At 65.3% G+C, this 15,423-nt stretch carries 14 protein-coding genes and 2 pseudogenes; 8 read left to right on the top strand and 8 right to left on the bottom strand.

The features are described from left to right. Window position 1 precedes the first annotated feature (1 nt). A pseudogene (locus tag ASD71_RS28580) lies at window positions 2-388 on the bottom strand (WG repeat-containing protein); the annotation flags it as partial. A 636-nt stretch (window positions 389-1,024) separates the two neighbouring features. Further along, a pseudogene (locus ASD71_RS28575) lies at window positions 1,025-2,980 on the bottom strand (WG repeat-containing protein); the annotation flags it as partial. Between the two features lie 519 nt (window positions 2,981-3,499). Between ASD71_RS28575 and ASD71_RS02745 the strand changes: the two are divergent. Continuing rightward, window positions 3,500-4,741, top strand: a complete 1,242-nt coding sequence (locus ASD71_RS02745; protein WP_056559602.1) for an MFS transporter — start codon at window positions 3,500-3,502, stop codon at window positions 4,739-4,741. 14 nt (window positions 4,742-4,755) lie between these two features. Here the strand turns inward: ASD71_RS02745 and ASD71_RS02740 are convergent, their stop codons facing one another. Next, on the bottom strand, window positions 4,756-5,136 hold the full coding sequence (locus ASD71_RS02740; protein ID WP_056559599.1) for a cupin domain-containing protein: 381 nt from the start codon (window positions 5,134-5,136) through the stop codon (window positions 4,756-4,758). Between the two features lie 106 nt (window positions 5,137-5,242). Between ASD71_RS02740 and ASD71_RS02735 the strand changes: the two genes are divergently transcribed. After that, complete coding sequence (locus tag ASD71_RS02735) at window positions 5,243-5,476, top strand: Arm DNA-binding domain-containing protein (protein WP_056559596.1); 234 nt, start codon at window positions 5,243-5,245, stop codon at window positions 5,474-5,476. Next, complete coding sequence (locus ASD71_RS02730) at window positions 5,473-6,030, top strand: ureidoglycolate lyase (RefSeq protein WP_056559593.1); 558 nt, start codon at window positions 5,473-5,475, stop codon at window positions 6,028-6,030. The genes ASD71_RS02735 and ASD71_RS02730 overlap by 4 nt, the downstream gene beginning before the upstream one ends. A gap of 7 nt (window positions 6,031-6,037) precedes the next feature. On the opposite strand, the gene ASD71_RS02725 is transcribed toward ASD71_RS02730, so the two are convergent. Continuing rightward, window positions 6,038-6,637: a hypothetical protein gene (locus ASD71_RS02725; RefSeq protein ID WP_056559590.1), complete on the bottom strand. Its 600-nt coding sequence runs from the start codon at window positions 6,635-6,637 to the stop codon at window positions 6,038-6,040. A 148-nt stretch (window positions 6,638-6,785) separates the two neighbouring features. Here ASD71_RS02725 and ASD71_RS02720 point away from each other — a divergent pair, with 148 nt between their 5' ends. Further along, window positions 6,786-7,919 (top strand): DUF1254 domain-containing protein, encoded by a 1,134-nt coding sequence (locus tag ASD71_RS02720; protein WP_056559586.1) that lies wholly within the window; start codon window positions 6,786-6,788, stop codon window positions 7,917-7,919. A gap of 9 nt (window positions 7,920-7,928) precedes the next feature. Beyond that, a complete protein-coding gene (locus ASD71_RS02715; protein ID WP_056559583.1) occupies window positions 7,929-8,858 on the top strand; it encodes a LysR family transcriptional regulator in 930 nt (309 codons plus the stop codon). A gap of 17 nt (window positions 8,859-8,875) precedes the next feature. Here the strand turns inward: ASD71_RS02715 and ASD71_RS02710 are convergent, their stop codons facing one another. From ASD71_RS02710 to ASD71_RS02695, 4 genes are all read right to left on the bottom strand, one after another. Next, entirely contained in the window at window positions 8,876-9,703 is an 828-nt protein-coding gene (locus ASD71_RS02710) for an SDR family oxidoreductase (RefSeq protein ID WP_082578763.1), read from the bottom strand. A 4-nt stretch (window positions 9,704-9,707) separates the two neighbouring features. Beyond that, a complete protein-coding gene (locus tag ASD71_RS02705; RefSeq protein WP_056559580.1) occupies window positions 9,708-10,907 on the bottom strand; it encodes an ABC transporter substrate-binding protein in 1,200 nt (399 codons plus the stop codon). Window positions 10,908-10,939: 32 nt separating this feature from the next. Continuing rightward, window positions 10,940-11,872 (bottom strand): 3-keto-5-aminohexanoate cleavage protein, encoded by a 933-nt coding sequence (locus ASD71_RS02700; protein ID WP_056559578.1) that lies wholly within the window; start codon window positions 11,870-11,872, stop codon window positions 10,940-10,942. 234 nt (window positions 11,873-12,106) lie between these two features. Beyond that, entirely contained in the window at window positions 12,107-12,388 is a 282-nt protein-coding gene (locus tag ASD71_RS02695; protein WP_006385706.1) for a peptidylprolyl isomerase, read from the bottom strand. 289 nt (window positions 12,389-12,677) lie between these two features. Here ASD71_RS02695 and ASD71_RS02690 point away from each other — a divergent pair, with 289 nt between their 5' ends. Genes ASD71_RS02690 through ASD71_RS02680 form a run of 3 tightly spaced genes read left to right on the top strand, consistent with a single transcriptional unit; the run spans window position 12,678 to window position 15,376 of the window. Continuing rightward, window positions 12,678-13,415 carry a FadR/GntR family transcriptional regulator gene (locus tag ASD71_RS02690; protein ID WP_235512011.1) on the top strand — a complete coding sequence of 246 codons (738 nt, stop codon included), beginning with the start codon at window positions 12,678-12,680 and terminating at the stop codon, window positions 13,413-13,415. A gap of 36 nt (window positions 13,416-13,451) precedes the next feature. Beyond that, entirely contained in the window at window positions 13,452-14,810 is a 1,359-nt protein-coding gene (locus ASD71_RS02685) for an aromatic ring-hydroxylating dioxygenase subunit alpha (protein WP_056559575.1), read from the top strand. Next, complete coding sequence (locus ASD71_RS02680; protein ID WP_056559572.1) at window positions 14,807-15,376, top strand: 3-phenylpropionate/cinnamic acid dioxygenase subunit beta; 570 nt, start codon at window positions 14,807-14,809, stop codon at window positions 15,374-15,376. The genes ASD71_RS02685 and ASD71_RS02680 overlap by 4 nt, the downstream gene beginning before the upstream one ends. Window positions 15,377-15,423: the final 47 nt, after the last annotated feature.

Here is a 15,423-nt window from a genome sequence, read left to right as displayed (position 1 = left end):
ATCATTCTGCGTTGGCGTTGGCGTTGGCGGTCTCGGCGACCGGCGGCTCTATGCCGGCGGCCTCGGGGCAAGTAAGTTTCTGGGGCGGCCAGCTTTGGCGGTCCTGCGCGTCCACGATCACGACCGTGTCGCACAGCACACCAAACAGCGCGGTCGTGTTGCCCTTGGTGTCGATGTACTCGACCAGCCGATTGCGGCGCACTAGCGCGCGCCCTTCGTGAAAGTCGTCCGCCCACGTGAACGCCGGCGCAACCGCATAGCGTCCGGTCAGGTCGACGTAGCCATACAGCTTGCCCGTGCGTTCCAGGCGGCGGGCCCGCGCCAGGCCGTCTTTCATAGGACCAAGCTGGTTGAAGTGCGCACCCACGACACGTTTGCCGCTCGCGTCGATGAAGCCGTATTTGTTGTCGCCATCGCTGTAGGGCACCACACCCTCGCTGGCTTTGTCATAGTCGACGGCGTACCGGCCCGGCAGGCGTGCGATCTCGCGGCCCTGCAGGTCCACCAGAATGCTCGATGAGCCCTCGTCGTCGTTGAAGACGACGCGCTGCATCGAAGCCAGCGGCATGCCGTCGCCCCATTTTTCCAGCACGGTCTTGCCGGTCTGATCGATCACGCGATAGCCCGCGCCGCTGTTGGCGCGCGCCAGACCTGTCGGCTGGGTGAAGAATGGATTGAACTCCCCATAGCGCGCCGGCACCTTCATGTTGCCGCGCGCGTCGATGGCGCCTTCGCGCTCGTCGAAGTTGATGTAGAGCCAGTCGCCATATTGCTGCTTGTCTTCGGGGCGGCCGTCGGACACGCGGACGGCGCCGCCTTGCGCATCGAACAACACGGCGCTCGCGTCGGCCAGCTCGCCCAGAAAGCGTCCGTCCTTCAGCTTCTGCGGCTTGCCCATCACCGGCTCGCTTGCGTTGCCGGTGCGCAGGTTGATGACCCGATAGGCGCGCTCGGTGTAGCCACCGCGATTGCGCTTACTCTCCGGCGCTTCGGCCAGCATCATGCCGTTGCCCAAGTATTCGAGGTCGTAGGCGCCGTCGTAGCGGGCTGGCAGCACCCACTGGCCGTCGCGGTTGATCACGCCCCAGCGGTTCTTGTCCCGGACCTTGGCCCAGTCGTCCTCGAATTCCTGGATTTCCTCATAGGCCGGCTTGAGCACGGGCGCGCCCTTGCTTACGTTCCACAAGCCCGTGCGGCGCTGGCGGTTTTCGTTCACCGCGCGGTATTGCAGCAGTTCGCCATCGAGGCGCGATGCGTCTTCCAGCACGTTGGCGGGAACGCCCACTGTCTGGCCACGGGTGTCGATGAGCAGCGCATCGCCGCGCGGCATGTCTTTCGTGCGGGCCCAGGTATAGGGGCCCTTGAAGGGCCGCATTTCGCTGTACTGAGGCTCGATGGCCCATGTGCCGTCCGCGCCAATCGCGCCGACCGCGCCGGCTCGACCGGTCTTTGAGCGCGCCACGATGGGCAGCGTGACGTCGTAGGTGTCGATGTTTGCCCAGTCCGGGTTCGTGACGATATCGCCCGCCGCCGTGAGGATGCCGAGCGGCTGGTCATATTCGCTGGGACGCAGGAGGGCCAGCGGCGCAGCGGCATCGACGGCGGACGTGCGCGCGTAGTGGAACTCGCTGACGTCGTAGCCGCGCAGCTTGGCGACGGTGGTTTCGTCAAGGATGCCCAGGCCGTCGGGGTTGTAGATCTGGTGCAGCGTCTCGTCGTCTGCGGCGGCGTTGACGCTGCTTTGCACGGCGTCGGCTGCGGCAGCGGCGGTGTCGCTGGCGGCGTCCATTGCGGCGTCCATTGCCGCTTCGGCGGTCGCTTCCGACGGCGTTGCGGGGGTAGGGGCTGCATCCGCATGGGTCGCTTCCTGCGCGGCGTCCGCGGCGTCAGCCGCGACCGGCGGATCCTGGAATGCGGCTGCGGTCTCGGCTTGCGACGCGGCTTGCACGGCTACGCCCGCGGCAGCCGCTGCGGCCTCGTCTTCCGCGCTCATGTCGTCACGGGCCGCGTCCATGCCGGCGGCCGATGTGTCTGCGGCAGAAACAGGCACGCCATACACCCACGCGCGTCCCTGATGAATCTTGACGTCGCCGATGCGCAGGGCGAGTAGCTGCACGCTGCCGCCGGGATCGATCAGCAGCGTCATGCCAGGTTCGACGGCAAAGCCCCAGCCGTCGCGGCGCTGCACGCCCAGATAGTCGCTCTTGAACGCGTGCAGGGGCTCAAGCTTGGCGTCCAGCAGCACCGAGCCGCCCTTCGCGTGCCGCGCCAGCCACACGCCGGGCGCGACCAGTTCGACGCGTTCGTAGCGTTGGTCAGACAGCGGCTCGCCGCGCGCGTCCACGAACTCCCAGGCGCGATCCCGGTTCACGGCCAGCACGTCGCCATCGCGCATCGGCGGGGCGAGCGAGCGCAGCACCTGCGGGCTGATCGCCCATGCGCCGCTTTCGTCCAGCAGTCCCCACCAGCCGCCGTAGCGCGAGTCTCGCGACTGCGCCGGCAGATAGTTGCCGGTCGGCTCGGCCAGCGCCATCACGCCGTCGGGCAGCGTGGCCGGCTTGCCGGTGGCGGTGTTGAAGAGGCGCGGCGGGGTAGGAACCTCCATCGCCGCCAGCGTTTGACCGGGCTGGAACCCGCTGGTGCGCGTACCCAGCGGAAAGGTCTTCACGACCTTGCCCTGGCGGTTGATAAGCACGTCCCGGCCGTCTTCTTCGGCCAGCGCGGTGCCCTCGGCATTGAACCCGGTGGCTTCCGCAAAACGCGGCTCGATGACCCAGCGTCCGCGCTTGTCGATATAACCCCAGCGATCCTCCTGGCTGACGGCGGCCAGGCCATTCTGGAAGGATCTGGCGTCCGAGTACGCAGGCGTAATGGCCATGACGCCTTGCTTGTCGATATAGCCCCACGCGGCGGATTCGCCATCGGCGGTGCCCACGAGCACCGCGGCCAGGCCTTCCTGATAAGGCTGGTGGCACGACATGGCCGCACCTTCGCCATAGGTGCTGTAGGCGCATTGCTGCGCCCAGTTGGGACGCGCGTGCGCATTGTGCGGCGCCATCAGCACCATCCCCGTCAGCGCCGCCACGACCGCCAACGGCTTGAAGAAAGGCGCCGCCGTCATTGCTTGCGGGCGCGGCTGCAAACCGCGGAAATGAAAAAGCCAGATCGGGCGTGCCACATGAGCCGATGCCTGCCGAGTTGATTGGGGGAAGGCAGCACTGTAACCAGGGGCACCCGGGGACGGATCGGCAGATGTAACTATTAAAAACGAAGCGTTAATGTCCACTCGGTGTTGAGCGTAATGGTGGTCAATTTCGCTCAATGGCGCTCAAGTGTCGCGGATCGCGGTCCTACATGCTGACATGGCGCGGTGACGCGACACATTCCCCTCACGCATGCAGCGGACAAAAATTAATCGGTTGAATCCCCCGCGCGCCGGTTCTGTAATACACCCACTGCCCGCCCGAACGGGGGCGACGTTCCCTGCAAGAGGTTCGCCATGTCCTCCCCCCAAAAATCTTCCCTGGACGCATCTCAACTCTGGCTGCTGGTCCTCGCCGGCGGCGTCGTCATGGGACTTGCCCTGGGGGTGCGCCATGTGCAAGGCCTCTTTCTCTTACCCGTCACGATGGATCGGGGCTGGAGCCGCGAGACTTTCGCCATCGCCCTGGCCGTGCAGAACCTGACGTGGGGCATCGTGCAGCCTTTCACCGGCATGATTGCCGACCGCTATGGCTCGGCCAAAGTGATCGCCGGCGGACTGGTGTTTTATGCGCTGGGCCTTGCTGGCATGGCGCATGCGACGACGCCCGCCGCCTTCATGTGGACCGCGGGCGTGTGCATCGGGATCGCGCTGTCCGGCACCGCTTTCGCGGCCATTTACGGTGCGCTCAGCCGCCTGGTGCCGCCGGAGCGCCGGAGCTGGGCGCTGGGCGTCGCCGGGGCGGTCGGCGGACTGGGACAGTTCACGATGGTGCCCGCAGCGCAATGGTTGATCGGCGGCTGGGGCTGGGTCGCGGCGTTGCTGGCGTTCGCGGTGGTGTTGATGGTCGTGCTGCCCCTCGCATTTCCGCTGCGCGAGCCCGCGAACCGCGTGTGCGATGCGGCCGCGCCCGACGCGAACCTGTCGATGACGGACGCCATTCGCGAGGCCTTCACGCGCCCCGGCTTCTGGCTGCTGAATCTGGGATTTCTGGCGTGCGGTTTCCAGCTCGCGTTCATCGGCACGCACTTGCCCGCGTACCTGATGGACAAGGGCCTGCGCGCGTCGGACGCGGTGGCGGCGCTGGCCATCATTGCGCTCACCAACGTCATGGGCACTTATGTCTGCGGCATCCTGGGCGCGCATCATCGGCGCAAGTACCTGCTGGCGGGCATCTACCTGGTGCGGACGGCGGCCATCGCGCTCTTCGTGCTCGTGCCGCTATCCACGTGGTCGGTCTATGCGTTTGCGGCGGTCATGGGGTTTGTGTGGCTGGGCACGGTGCCGCTCACCAACGGCCTCATCTCGCAGGTGTTCGGCGTGCGCTACATCACGACGCTCTTCGGCTTCGTGTTCTTCGGCCATCAGGTCGGTTCATTCCTGGGCGTGTGGCTGGGCGGCGTGGTGTTCGAGGCCACCCGTTCCTACGACCTGATCTGGCTGGGCGCGATGGCGCTGGGCGTGCTGTCGGCCGCCTTGCACTGGCCGATCGACGACCGCGAGATCCAGCGCGCACGGCCTGCGGGCGCTGCCGGATAGCCAGCAGGGCGCGGCTATGCCAGCCGGTGCTGGGTGCCCGCGCCCATGGTGATGTGCAGCATGCGGCAGGGCTCCATGACCTTGACCGTGTGCCAGGCGCCCTTGGGAATGACGTAGGCGTCGCCGGCCAGCATCTTCACGACCTGAATGCCGGTGGGCCATTCAAGGTGCAGCTCGGCCGCGCCGGCCATGAGGCGCACAATCTCGTCGGCGCCCGGGTGCATCTCCCATTGCGGCCAGTCCGCTGCGAACTCGTATTCGGACACCAGCCAGCCGCGCCCGTAATTTTCAAGGTCCACCGGGGATTGGGACCAGAACTCGTCGCCGCCTGTCATCGTGGCGGCGGCGCCGGAGGCGTCCAGGTACACATAGTGCGACGTCAGGTCGATAGCCATGTTGCGCGTCCTCGGGAGGGGGGGATCAGGGCAGTGTATGCCAGCGCGCGGGCTGTCATATCGTTGCGTTTATCATGTCTGCCATCGGCAACAGGGAGATCACGAGATGAACAAGGGATTCGAAGGGGTGCGCCCCGCGTCCGAATCGTCCATCGAGATCGGTTTCTTCTTTGACGGCCGGCATTGTGTCGAGCGTATCCGGGTCAAGCCCACCGCCGCCAACCTCAAGCGCGCTGCCGACCGGCGCGTTGCCATCCTGGAGGCCATCGCGCGCGGCGACTTCGACTACGACGCCGAATTTCCCAAACGCGGCGCTAAGCCATCACAGGGTCCCGCATGACGAGCAACACGCAGCTTGAAATCCACGATCTGTCGCCTGATGCCTTCAACGCCTACGGGTGGATGCTGGGCAAGCCCATGCCGGACGGCAACGGCGTCCCGCTATACACGCACCCGGCCACCGACTTCTGGCACGAACACCAGTTCAACACCGGCGCGGGCGGCGACGCCCAACTGCTGTGGGTCAATTACCGCAGCCAATCTCCAGAGGTTGCCAGCCTGGAAAAACACCTGCTGACGCAGCAGGCGATCGTTCCGCTGACGGGCAGCATCATCCAGATCGTGGCGCGCAGCGCCGCCGATGGTACGCCGGACCTGTCCACGCTCGCGGCCTTTCATGTGGCGCAGGGGCAGGGCGTGTGCATGCGGCCGGGCTGCTGGCACGCCACCCGCGTCGCGGGCGACGAGGTGACCTGCATGATGCTGACCCGCAGTTCGACCACCGTCGACCTGATCCAGCACCTGACCACCGATGCCAGCGCCACGGAAAGCGCCATCGCCGCCATTCCGGCGCGCCAACTGGAAGTGCCTCAGGATCTGCTGCAAAACGCCTGAGGCAGTGTCATTCCGCTTCGCTGCATGCGTATCCCAGGCGCGAAAAAAGGGGCCACTTGTTGCGGTAGCTGTCTGTCCAGCACATGCCGAAGAAGGCGGCGAAGGGCGCGTCGATCCGCTGCGTTGACACGTGCGCTGCGGCCGCGGCATCGTTCGGGCAGAAAGCCTGGCCCGGCGTCGGATAAAGCGCGCCGTCCCAGATCGGCCGCTCGCAATGCTCGCAAAAATTGGACCATTCGCCGGACTGCGCCGGGTTCTGCCGGAAGAACGGCGCAAGCGTACGCAGCGTCTGGGCCACTTCGGGCGCGAGCGCCCGGGTCGACGAGATCATCGCCGGACCGGGCATCGTTTGCCATTGCGCCGGACTGAACAGCCAGTCACGAAACGCCTGCGGATCCAGGCCGGGGCTGTCCGCGTCGTCTTCATCCAGCTCCAACTCACCCTCTGTACTTTCGTGGCCAGGCGGCACGGCCAGCGCCGCCACGCGAGATACCTTGGCGCAGGCGGTGCAGCGGTGCTCGGCTTGCAGCACGAAGTACGATGCCGCGCGAATGTTGTAAGCCTCTCCGTCCGGACCGGTCATGCTGGTGGGGTCTTCTGCTGTCATGCTGCTGTGCCTTTCCTGTTGCGTCGGCACGGTGCACCGATTCTTTGATATGCGGGGGAAATATGCCAGAATCCCCCGGAATTCGAGCCTGGCGCATTACGCCGCCGCCATCGGGCGCCTGCGCCATCCCGTCATGCCGGAGCCCTGAATGCGCCACCGCCAGATTAGCACCGCATTACGCCGCGCCACCTGCCGTCCGTTCATCGGCTTCGTTGCCGCCCTCGCATTGGCGGGCGCCTTGTCCGGCTGCACCTTCAGGTCGCCCGACGCCGCTTCCGGCTCGCAGTGGGTCGGCATCGAAGGCGTCACGGCGCAACAGGCACGCAGCATCGCCCGCGAATCGTACCTGTACGGCGCGCCCATGGTCGCCAGCTATCAGGCCATGTATGCCTACAGCATCGACAAGAGCGGCGCGCAGTACAAAGGTCCGCTGAACTCTATCAATCCGATGGGCACGGCAGCCGCCGCGGCGGCTGGGCTGGATCCCGGCTATCTGTATTCGTACGCCGCGCTGGACCTGCGCGCCGAACCCGTCGTCGTCACCGTGCCCCGCGTTGAAAAGCGGCGCGACGCCTCGTTGCAGGTGATGGATCTGTACATGCACCACATCGGCGACCTGGGATCACGTGGTGTCGGCGGCGGCGTTTTTCTGGTTGCAGGACCGTCCTGGAAGGGCAAGGTGCCACCCGGCATCACGAAGGTGATTCGTTCCGAGACTGAACTTGCCACGCTGGTGGCCCGCACGCAGCGCTTCAATCCCGCCGACCATGACAACGCCAAGCGCATCCAGTCGCGCTTCAAGGTGCAGACCTTGTCCGCGTTCCGAAACCGGGCTGCACCCGCCGCACCCGCGCGGGTGGACTGGATGGCGCCGGTTCCGCGCGCGCAGATGTATTCTTCGCTCGAGTTCTATGATGAACTGGCCTTCCTGCTGCGGTTCGCACCCGTACCCAAGTCCGAGACGATGCTGCGCGAGCGCATGGACAGCCTGGGTTTGCGGCCCGACGAGACCTACGACACCGCATCGTTGAACCCTGCCTTGCGCCGCGCGCTGCAAGAGGGCATGCACGATGCCCAGAACGATATCGACAAGAACCGTGCGGCGAAGGGCAACGATGCCGGCGCGCTGTTCGGCGATCGGGAAGCGCTGAAGAATGATTACCTCTCGCGCGCGACGGGTGCGCAGATGGGGTTGTTTGCTTTTGGTGGCATGAGCGCGCCGAAAGCGTCGCCCAAGCAGCCACCCACGCAGCCACCCACGCAGCCACCCAAGCAACGGTAGGCGCGCTGCATGAAGCGCAACTTCAACATCCACGACCTGCGGATCTTCTACGCGGTGGTCATGACGGGCTCGACGCGGCAGGCGGCGCTCGCCATGCACCTGACGCAGCCGGCGATCAGCCACGCGATCTCACGCCTGGAAAGCGCGACGGGCGTCCAGCTGTTCGACCGGTCGCACAAGACCCTGCGTCCCACCGAGGCGGGGCAGTACCTCTACAGCGAGGCCAAGTTCGTGCTGGACGAACTGGTGCGCATCGACGAAGCCCTGCACAGCATTGAACAATTCGGCGGGCGCGGACTGCGCATCGCATCGTCGCCTGCGCTGGCGCTGGGCTACGCGCCCGATGCCGTGCGCCGCTATCTGGACCTCAATGGCACGCGGCCATTTTCCATCGACGTGGAGTCGTCGATGCAGGTCATCAGCGCGGTGGAGACAATGCGCGCCGACTTCGGCCTGGGCGCCGTCGGTCGCGACAGCACGCGGCTGACCTTCACGCCGTTCCTGCGCGCGGACGTCATGGCGATTGCCCACCGCGATCACCCGCTGGCCGGACGCGATGCCATCGCAGTGCTGGACATTCCGCCGGACACCTACGTCAAGCCGCTGTGGTCCGACTACGTCGTGGCGCAGGGCGATATCGCCGACTCGCTGCTGCTGCGGTCCGGCATGCAGGCGCACATGTCGCTGTTGCCGGGCACGGTACGCGCGGTCAAGGGCATCAGCCTGGTCAATGCGCTGTCCGCGTCCGACATCGTTGCGTCGTTTCCGGACCTGGTCGCGGTGCCGTTAGCCTCGCGGCAATGGTTCGATTTCATGCTGATCACCCGCGCCGAGTCCCGCAATAACGAACTGACCGCGCGCCTGCTGGATGCCCTGCGTGCCACCGCCCAGACGCGGCGGCAGGGCGTCTACGCAGAGACGATCGCGCTGCTGCCCTAGCGGCGACCGCTACCCGGTCATTGCGCCGGCGGCTGCCAAGGCAGCGATTGCAGATCGCCGTCGATGCTGATTGCCTGCCCGCTGACCATCGCTCCGAAAGGGCTGGCCAGGAACAGCGCCATGTTGGCAATGTCCGCGGCGCGCACGAACTGCCGCAGGCTGACGCCGGACAGCTCCAGCCGAGTCTGTTCCTCCACCGACAACCCCATGTTCTTCGCACGGGCCGCGATGACCCGTTCGATGCGTGGCCCGGCCACCAGCCCCGGCAGCAGCGCATTGACCCGGATGTTCAGCGGCCCCAGCTCGATTGCCAGCGAGCGGGTCAGCCCAACGACGCCCCATTTGGTGGCGGCATACGGCGTGCGCATGGGCAAGCCCATCCGGCCCGCCACCGAGCTGATGTTGATGATGCTGCCGCCGCCCGACTCGCGCAGCGCGGGCAGCGCATGCCGCACGGTGTGGAATTGCGAGGCCAGGTTGATGTCCAGCGTCGCGTCCAGCTCCTGCGCGGTGATGTCGGCGATCCCCGCCGTGGGGCCCGCGATGCCGGCGTTGTTCACCAATACGTCCAGCCCGCCGAGATGCGACAGCGCCGTCTGCATGTAGCGGTCGATCTCGTCGCGGCTGCCAACGTCCGCGCGCGCCCAGGCGTGGCGGCTGGCGGCCAGGGCCTGGTCATCGACATCGCACAGATGCACGCGCGCGCCACGTTCCGCGAAGGCGTCGGCCAGCGCGGCGCCGATGCCGGACGCGCCAGCCGTGACGATGACCCGCGTTCCGGTCAGATCAACGGGCAGGGCGGAGACCGTCGTGGGCGAATTGAGAGGGGTGTTGGATTGGGTCATGGCGTCAGGGCTTCATCAAGCGGCAGGTCGATTCCGCGGGCGACGTGTACACCTGGTCGCCCGGCACGCGCGCCACCAGCTTGTAGTAGTCCCACGGGGCCTTCGATTCCGCCGGCGTCTTCACCTGCATCAGGAACATGTCATGCACCATCAGCCCGTCCGCGCGAATCTTGCCGTCCTTCACAAAGAAGTCGTTCACGGGATTGGCCTTGAGCCACTTCATGATGGTGTCGCCGTCGGTGCTCTTGGTCGCTTCCACCGCCTTCAGATAGGTCGTCGCAGCGGAATAATCGCCAGCCTGCAGCATGGAGGGCTTCTTCTTCATCACGGCCTCGAAGCGCGACGCCCATTTACGCGACGCGTCGTCCTGGTCCCAATACCACGCGGTGGTCAGGTACATGTTCTGCGCCGCTTGCAGGCCCAGCGCATGCACATCGGTAATCAGCACCAGCAGGCCCGCGATCTTCATCTTGGGCGTCAGACCGAACTCGTTGGCTGCCTTGACCGCATTACTGGTGTCGCTGGCGGAATTGGCCAGCCCCAGCACTTGCGCGCCCGAGGCCTGCGCCTGCAGGATGAACGACGAGAAATCGGCCGTGTTCAGCGGATGCCGCACCCGGCCCTTGGCGTTGCCGCCATCGGCCTGAACCACCTTCGACGCGTCCCGCTCCAGCGCATGGCCGAACGCGTGGTCCACCGTCAGAAAGAACCAGTCCTTGTTGCCTTCCTTCATCATCGCGCGCGCCGTGCCGCGCGCCAGCGACACCGTGTCGTACACGTAATGCACCGTGTAAGGCGTGCACTGCGAGTTCGTCAGCTCGGACGCACCCGCGCTCACCACGAAGAACGGCGTCTTCTTTTCCTCGGCCACCTTCGCCATCGCCAGCGCCGCCGCCGAGTTTGCCCCCGCGATCAGCATGTTCACGCCGCGCTGATCCAGCCATTCGCGGGCACGTGACGACGCGATATCCGCCCGATTCTGATGGTCCGCGACCAGCACCTCCACCTTCTTTCCTGCCACCGTGCCGCCCAGGTCTGCAATGGCCATCTTGATCGCCTCGGCGCCACCCGGACCATCGGCGTCGGCCGACAGACCCGACATATCTGTGATGAATCCGATTCGGATGACCCCGTCATCGGCCTGAGCCGCCGCCGCCATGCCCAACAGCGCGGCCAAAGCCGTCGCGCGCAATGTTTTTTTCATGTCTCGTCTCCCCACTGGATGGATGTGTGTTTTCAGAACGCGACGTTGCCGCGTCCCTTCAGTTGCAGTGTCTCGCGTGCGTCGTCGGGTGTGGCGACCTGCAAGGACAGGTCTTCCAGAATGCGCCGGATGCGGCGCACCTGGTCCGCGTTCGACAGCGCCAACTCGCCGGGGCCGTCCCACAACGAATCTTCCAGGCCCACGCGCACGTTCCCGCCCATCGTGGCCGCCATCGTCGCCAGCGGCGTCTGCTTGCGCCCCGCAGCCAGCACCGACCAGATGTAGTCGTCGCCAAACAGCCGGTCCGCGGTGCGCTTCATCATCATCACGTCCTCGGGATGCGTGCCGATGCCGCCGCGGATACCGAATACCGACTGGATCAGGAACGGCGGCTTGAGCAGCTTGCGGTCCACGAAATGCGCGGCCGTGTACAGGTGCCCGATGTCGTAACACTCGATCTCAAAGCGCGTGCCGTTGTCGCCGCAAGACGCGAGGATGTGCTCGATGTCCTTGAACGTGTTGCGAAAGATCAGGTCGTTGCTGCCCTCAAGATACGGCCGTTCCCAGGCGTGCTTGAATTCCTTGAACCGCTCCAGCAGTTCATACATTCCGAAGTTCATCGACCCCATGTTCAGCGACGCCACCTCGGGCTTGAACTGCAAGGCCGGGGCCATGCGCTCGGCAATGGGCAGCACCGGCGAACCGCCCGTCGTGATGTTGACCACGACGTCAGACGCCTCCTTGATGCGTGGCAAAAATCGCGCATACAGCGCCGGATCCTGCGTAGGCTGGCCGGTGTCCGGTTGACGCGCGTGCAAATGCACGATGGCCGCGCCCGCTTCGGCGGCGTCCAGCGCGGACTGCGCGATCTGATCGGGAGTGACGGGCAAGTGGGGCGACATCGACGGGGTGTGGACCGAACCGGTGATGGCGCAGGTGATGATGACCTTCCTGGACTTTTTCATGGGCCTCTGGCGCCGTGTGATTGCGCTGTGGATTCTTGTGGCCCCGGCTGTCTCCTCCGGGTGTGGGCCATTCTGTCGCAGGCCTTCGGGTCCTGTCACCTGAACAGAAATTATCAATTGATAGGGAATCCGGTGCTGCGGTGCAACGTGCAGGGTGGCTGACGCTGGGCGAAAAAAAGCCGCCGCCAGGATCGCTCCTGGCGGCGGCTTTCTGAGCCAATTGGCTGCGGGACCTTAGTCCTTGCGGCTGGTCACTTCGACCAGGTGGTAGCCGAACTGGGTCTTCACCGGGCCTTGCACTTCGCCGACCGGGGCACTGAACACGACGGTGTCGAATTCCTTGACCATCTGGCCCGGGCCGAAGGTGCCCAGGTTGCCACCGTCGCGGCTCGACGGGCAGCTCGAGTTTTCCTTGGCGAGCTGGGCGAAGTCAGCGCCGTTCTCGATGGCGGTCTTGAGTTCGTTGGCCTTCGCTTCGGTGGAAACGAGGATGTGACGGGCGGAGGCTTGTGCCATGTGGAAACTCCTTGCAGACTGATTTGGGGAGGGGAGAGTAACGCATTCGCGTGAACTCGCTACGTTGGCAATCATAATCGGCGATCGATCCGTCCCCGGATCAGGTCTAGTGTGCGCATGTGACCAGCATCCGCACTTCCCCTAATACCTCCCCCCCTCCTTATACGATTATCGTATTTTCAACGCACCCCTCCCGGGGCGCGTCCACAGCCGAGGCAACGCGGGCTGGCAATGAGATGCACGTTTTCGGACGAGACTTCCTATGCCTGATTCAGCTTCCCGAGTACTGTTGAAACGAGAGTCGGTCCCGCCGTTCTCGTCAGAGCCCAATCTGACGGACCGCGTCACCGAGATGCTGCTGGACGAGATTACCAGTGGCGACTACCAGGTTGGCGAGGTGCTGCCGCCTGAGCAGACCATCGCAACCCGGCTTGGCGTTTCGCGCACCGTGCTGCGCGAAGCGGTTTCCCGCCTGAAGGGCGATGGCATCGTGCAAAGCAAGCAGGGCCGCGGGCTGACCGTCATGCAGACGGCGCGGCCGTCGGTGTTGCGCATGCAGGCGGCGGACATTGGCGATGCGGATCAGGTGCTGCGCATCGTGGAATTGCGCCGGGGCTTCGAGATCGAGGCGGCACCGCTGGCGGCGGCTCGGCGTGATGAGGACGATCTGGCCGCGATGCGGCTGGCGCTGCGCAAGATGGCCGACGCGATTGCGTCCGGCGACGTGGCGGTTGGCGTGGATGCCGACATGGAGTTCCACCGCTGTGTGGCGCGGGCCACGCGCAACGAACACTATCTGAATTTCTTCGATTTCCTGGCGGTGTTGCTCAAGAAGAACCTGCGCGTGTCGCGTTCGCGGTCGGCCAAGATCGCGGGCCGCGGGGCGCAGGCGCAGAAAGAGCATGAGGCGCTGTTTGCCGCCATCGAGAAGGGCGACGTGGAGTTGGCGCGGCAGCATGCGCGCACGCACGTCGACAACACGGAAGCACGTCTGCGTACAGCGGCGGCCACGGCTGAGAAGTCGTAGGCGCCCATTAAGGGCATCCTCCAAGGGGAAGTGGTGATGGGTCAGAAGACGATCGACGAGTTGGTGCGCGCCGAGGAGGGACTGGTCAGCCGGTCCATCTTCGTGGACGAAGAGATCTTTCAGCAGGAACTGAAGCAGATCTTCTCGCGCGCGTGGCTGTTTGTGGGGCACGAAAGCCTGGTGCCCAAGCCGGACGATTACTTTGTCTCGCGCATGGGCACGGAATCCGTGATCCTGACGCGCGACCGGCAGGGGCAGATCCAGGTCATGCTCAATAGCTGTGCGCATCGCGGCATGAAGCTGTGCCGCTATGACCACGGTAATAACCGGACTTTCACCTGTCCGTACCATGGCTGGAGCTTTTCCACCGACGGCAAGCTGGTGGAACGGCCCGGCGAGCTGGTCGGCGTGCCGGGCCACGCGACGCACTACAAGGGCGAACTGGACAAGAAGCAGTGGGGTCTGAAGACGGTGGCGCAGGTGGTGAACTACAAGGGCGCCATCTGGGCGACCTGGGACCCCAATGCGCCGCCGTTCCTGGACTACATCGGCAACATGCGGCTGTATCTGGACGCGGCGCTCGATCATCGCAACGGCAGTCCGGGCGGCTCGGAGGTGATCGGCGGCGTGCAGAAGTGGCGCGTGAAGTGCAACTGGAAGTTCGCGCCCGAGAACTTCATTGGCGATCTTTACCACGACATCAGCCACCGCTCGGTGGACATCGTGGGCATCGGCCCCGGCGGCGGAAAGGGGCGCCGCGATGCGTCGGCCACGCGTTCGGCGATCTGTTTTCCGGAACTGGGCCACGGTCTGCTGGGCCGGTTGCCGTTCTACGAAGAAGGCCCCTACGCGCCGCAGTACGGCCGCTATCCGGAGGTGGAAGCCTACTACCGCGAAATTCACGAGCAGCGCGAACGCACGCTGGGTTCGGCGATGCGGGTGCAGACCAGCGTAGGCACGATCTTCCCGAACATGTCGTTCCACGGCCGCCAGCCGCGCACGCTGGCGGTGTTTCATCCGATCAGCTCGACCGAGATGGAAATGTGGCGCATGTACCTGGTGGACAAGGATGCGCCGGAAGCAGTTAAGGACGCGGCTCGGCATTACTTCTTGCGGTATTCCGGGCCGGGCGGCATGACCGAATCCGACGACATGGAGAACTGGACCGGCGCCACAGAGGCCAGCATGGGCGCCATGTCGCGCGAGCTCTTCTTCAACTACCAGATGGGCGTGGGCCACCGGCAGGACGTGCCCGAGATTCCGGGCTGCGCGGTCAACGGGGAATACACCGAGGAGAACGCGCGGATCTACTACCGGCGCTGGGCGCAATTCATGAACGGCCTGTCCTGGGACCAACTGATGGCGGGCGCGGTGCGCCTGGAGGAAGCGGCATGAATGCAACCATCGAGAACGCGCTGCCCGTGGCGCAGGACGACAGCGTGGACGACATGCTGTTGTGGTGGGAAGCGCACCGCTTCCTGCACTACGAGGCCGATCTGCTGGACCATCGCGAGTTCGACAAGTGGCTCAGCCTCCTGGACGAAGCCATCACGTATCGCATGCCGCTGACGCGCAACGTTCGCCGCGACGCGATGGCGCAGGAATACTCCGGCAAGCAGGATGCCGCCTGGTTCGACGAAGGCATCGACACGCTGCGCCAGCGCGTGGCGCAGATCAAGACGGGCATTCACTGGGCCGAAGAGCCGGCCTCGCGCGTGTCCCATCTGGTGACCAACATCCGCGTGCTGGACGTGACGCCTGACGAGGGCGGCGGCGACCTGGTGCGGGTGCGGTCTCGCTTTCTGATCTATCAGAACCGTTTGCAGTCCGAAGTGAATCTGTTCGTGGGCAAGCGTGAGGACGTGCTGCGCAGGCGGGACGGGCGCTTCACGATTCTGTCGCGCGAGATCCACCTGGACCAGAACGTTCTCTTATCGAAGGCGCTGACGATCTTCTTCTAGCGCGACTATGCCGGACCCGGCCCGTCTGCCGGGATTCGATGGTTTTC

Origin of the sequence: Achromobacter sp. Root565 (assembly GCF_001427425.1) — a bacterium.
In the GTDB taxonomy this organism is placed as follows: domain Bacteria; phylum Pseudomonadota; class Gammaproteobacteria; order Burkholderiales; family Burkholderiaceae_B; genus Achromobacter; species Achromobacter spanius_D.
This window is presented reverse-complemented; position numbering and strand designations above follow the sequence as displayed.